The sequence below is a fragment of the Salinibacter sp. genome, from assembly GCF_042218895.1.
Lineage (GTDB): Bacteria > Bacteroidota > Rhodothermia > Rhodothermales > Salinibacteraceae > Salinibacter.
The window spans coordinates 1-3,964 of record NZ_JBDGQQ010000012.1 but is presented as its reverse complement, the minus strand read 5'-3'; the positions used below and the strand labels follow the sequence as shown (position 1 = coordinate 3,964).

Genomic DNA, 3,964 nt, shown 5'->3' with positions numbered 1-3,964 from the left:
AGCCCTCCGCTGCGTTTTCAGCTGTGAGCGTCTGCGTGGGCACCCACTCTCCGTCTTGAAACGAATAAACGGCCAAGGCGCCCTCTTCGTGCTCTGGAGCCCCCACCACGAGCTGATCCTTCCGACCGAGCAGCGTGGCCCCGAAGTCGCCTCCTACAGACAACTCGGCGTGCTGGAGCGTGGCTACCTTCCGCCAGTCGGACTCGTTCTGCGGCTTAAAGACATACACGACGCCTGCCTTCTCCTTTTTCTTCTTATCTCCTGCATTGCCTGGAGTGGGCTTAGACGCCGAGACAAACAGACGACCCCCAGATACCTCCACGCTTCTCCCAAAACCGAGGGTACTGTCCGCAGGCGCCACGTGACCGACCTGCGTCCAGCCGCCATCGCTTCCACGCCGGCGAAAAACGTACACGCTGCCTGCGGCTGGGGCCCCTACCGCCAGGGTCCCCCCCTCAGCGTCGAGCGACGATCCGAAACGATCGTCGAGCTGAGCGTCCTTAGCCTTGAGAAAAGTGCGGTGTTGCCAGCCGCCATTACTTCCTCTCTCGTACACCGATACACGACCCGGCCGATATGTATTGTCTGGATCTCCGACGAATACCGTCCCATCGGTTGCGTCGAGGGACTGCCCGAAGCCCTTCTTTTCTGAAACGGGAACCCACTGTGCCACCACAGGACTCGTGGACGCCAGAAAGAGGAAGAGTGTGCCGAGGATGCAGGTCGTTCTCAAGCTCATAGAAAAGCGTCAGATGTTAGAGGAAAATAGTGACAGGAGTGCCGCCGCCCCCGGAACCGACAGCTCGGTCAGGCGCCCCGCAAACACGCGCTCCGCGAGGCCGGGCTTCGAGGGCGTCCCCTTCGGTTCGAAGCACCGCAGAACGCGGGTTTCTGCGCCTCTTCAGAAGCCCTGGTCAACACGTCTGTGAAAGAATAGAAAAGCGATTCTGATGTCAAGCCCTCAGCAACGTCGATGATACAAGGACAACCGCACGTTGAGCAAATCCCGGAACCCGACGACAAAAAACCTTCTCTGAAACTGGGTCTGCGCCGTTTGACTCGGGGCGCGGCAGTTGTCATAGCGCTGTGAATTTTGGCATGTGGCCGTCCTATGCTAGACAAACGCTCTACCTCTCGGATTCAGGATGATCGATGAACCGTCCCATTCGGCGGCGAGTCGCTCGGCGGGATAGATGAGCCGTCGAGGGGAGGTTTTCCCACCGCCGCTCTACCGAGAGCACAAGCGGGTGGCCGGGCCCTGCGGATCCTCTCAGATCCGGACCCGCCTAGTTCTCTTCTACTCCACGCCCCAGTTGCAGTGAGCATGCACGCCCTCAGCATCACACGTGCCCGGTATCGGGCGAGGCGTGCTCGGCAACGTACTGACACAGTACAGGTCGCGCCGTTTCTGAGATAGGTCGTGATCTCGGTGCCCGGAACGGATGGTAGATGGCCTGGGCGGGAGCGAACCCAGCGTCGGCGGCCAGAGGATCGGCTATCTGCTGGCGCTTTCCACCTGGAGACGCCTGCACGCTGGCTTGCCCGTTCACCCCCCGAGGACCGGAAGAGAAGACGGAGCTACCCGTCAGGATACGAGTGCCACATTCGCGCTTTGAAAGACCAATCGTCCTGTGTCCCAATCTCATTCTTGGTCAGCCTGCCACTCCAACTTTTCGGGCGCCCCTCGACTTATTGGCGATGCAATAGCACGCTCCGAGCGGTTCCATTTACAGGCTCACGTTGAGAATTGGGAGGACGCGAGCCCACTCCGGATTATTACGAGCCACGTTGAGGAGTCCAATCTGGACGCCACTGAGCACGCGGGCGCGGTTGTAGATTCCAATCGACAGCCCGACCTGGCGGCCGTTGATGTTATTGAAGGCAGATACGGCCACACCCTGCAACGCCCCGCCATTCCGGACCCGAACCATTCCAGCGCTCAGTCCGGCCCCTCGTATATTGTTACCGACAGCGCCGAGCCCCCCAATCGCGATTCCGTTTATGTCTCCCCCCGTGTTCTTGCTTGCATGATCTTCCGTTTCGGAACTGCCAGCCCCAACCGCGAGCCCGCCGACTGCGATTCCGTTTACGTCTCCCTCCGCCCCGGCCCCTCCCGCCCCTACGGCGATGCCGGTCAGGTCCTCGACCGTCGCGACCACGATTCCGCTCACGGCCACGCCCTGAAGGGTGCCGGCGACGGGCCCGAATCCGCCAATGCCAACTCCCCGGATGCGCCTCGGGAAGTGGAGAAGCCCCAGGGCGACTCCGTTTGTCGTTCCGACAAACGCGTCGCCCCCCAACTCGCCGTCATCGCCCAGGAGGTCATCGTCCTCTAAATTCACCCCGTAGGGCGTCCAGAGCGTAAGATTGATGCCATTGGCGCGCCGGAACTGGCCGTTGCGCCAGGCAAGCCGGAGGCCGGTCGTTCGCTTGGTGTCGCCCAAGCCGATACCAGTGGTGCCGACCGCGAAATTGGCCGAGGGGCCCGTGCGATTCGAATCGGGACGGGCGACGGGTCTTTCCCCAGAAGCCTTTTTCATCGGCTGCCCCTGCACAGAAGAAGCAGGACCAACGGCACCTGCGAGAACCAGCAAGACGAGCGTACCAAGCGTGCAGCGATACATCGATTCAAGCGAGGTTAATTCTGAGAACAGCGAAAAGTATAGGTGTAAGAGGAAACGAGGAGCTCAAGTGCGGCGGGCAGTAGAGGCGAGGTCCCATCCCCGGCGGCGAAAACGTTAGTCCCGCTGGCAGGGACTGCCGCTTCGGGGGCTTTTCGGGGCTCGGGCGTTCGCTCGTCCCTGACTGGCCTCCCCCCGACGACCAGCTCCCCGGTGATGAGCGTATCGCTGAAGGCAAGATTTGCAAAGGCCTTGTCCCTGAAACCGTCGAGAACTCGGGAGGAGAGTTTCGCGGTCCATCGGCAGCGCATCGGTGAGGGTCTCTCCACCGGGTGTTTCCGAGGTGGTAACGAGCGTCCACCTCCGGGCCCCGCCTGCTGTCGTGGCCGTGAGGATCCGGGTCACCGGGATGGACATACCAGAGACGGTAGACTCATCACAGGTGAGCCGGACGGATCGGAGCCACTTGCCCTTGATTGCCGAGAGGCCGTTCCTATCTGGCGCTTTTTTCGAAGTGTGCCTGCCCTCCAGGATAATCGACGGTGATCCGGAAGTGCCGGAACAGCGAGCCACCTAGTGCGCCGCGGACCGGCTGACCGGTACGCCGGGCCATCTGCCGAAATCTCCTAGCGGGACGCCGCTCGAACCAGACTGGCCCAACGGTGTGGCCGGCGATGGTCACCTCGGGGACCTTAATCATCGGATACCCTTCTCCGAGAGTGCTGGCATTCTTCATGACCGTCCACTCGGGATGCGCCTGACGCCACCGGTCGAACACCGACGCGCTGATGAAGCCTGTACCGCGCCGCCGAGGGCCGCCGAGGACTGCCCGGGCACTGTCAGTTAGCACCGTTGTCGCTCCGGTGTCGAAGAGGAACGAGTAGCTGCTGTCGGCCACCTGCGCTCGGACCATAGGATGGTGCCCGACCCGCCGGCCCGTGCTGTCGGTCGCAAACGCGAGCTCGGTGGTGTGATCAGGATCGAAGGATACCTCCTTCGGGGAGTCGCGTAGGAGAAGCTCCTCCTCCAAGTAGTCGAAGGTCCAGACGTGGCCGTCGTGCCACCGTCCACCGAGGAGGCCGTCGCCCCCGAGGTACTGGTTAATCTGGCGGTTGAAGGACACGAGGGCCGTATCTGGCGCGGGAGCCGGGACCAGCGTTCGAGGATGCAGGGTCGGGACTGCCGTCCGGCCGAACCGTTTCGGATCAGCCGAGTCGACGGGCAGGCCCAGCCGGCGGGCCGCCCGGACCGTCAGGATCGGCTGGGGCCCACCCCCTGTATCGGTGAAAAAACGTAGCGTATCTCCGGACGCCAAGGGAACGCGAAGGTAAATGCGATTGCCT

The 3,964-nt window shown here is 62.3% G+C and carries 2 protein-coding genes and 1 pseudogene; all 3 read right to left on the bottom strand.

Annotation, left to right across the window (positions count from 1 at the left end; genetic code table 11):
- Positions 1-739 (bottom strand): annotated as a pseudogene (locus tag ABEL04_RS01505) (hypothetical protein); the annotation flags it as partial.
- A 988-nt stretch (positions 740-1,727) separates the two neighbouring features.
- The gene (locus ABEL04_RS01500; RefSeq protein ID WP_375800605.1) at positions 1,728-2,540 is read right to left on the bottom strand and encodes a hypothetical protein; all 813 of its coding nucleotides are present in this window, start codon (positions 2,538-2,540) and stop codon (positions 1,728-1,730) included.
- A gap of 574 nt (positions 2,541-3,114) precedes the next feature.
- Positions 3,115-3,964, bottom strand: an 850-nt coding sequence (locus tag ABEL04_RS01495) for a hypothetical protein (protein ID WP_375800604.1), incomplete at its 5' end; no start/stop codon positions are given.

Coding starts and splice junctions, on each gene's coding strand:
- ABEL04_RS01500 (WP_375800605.1), bottom strand. CDS start 2,540: ATGAAAAAGGCTTCTGGGGAAAGACCCGTCGCCCGTCCCGATTCGAAT.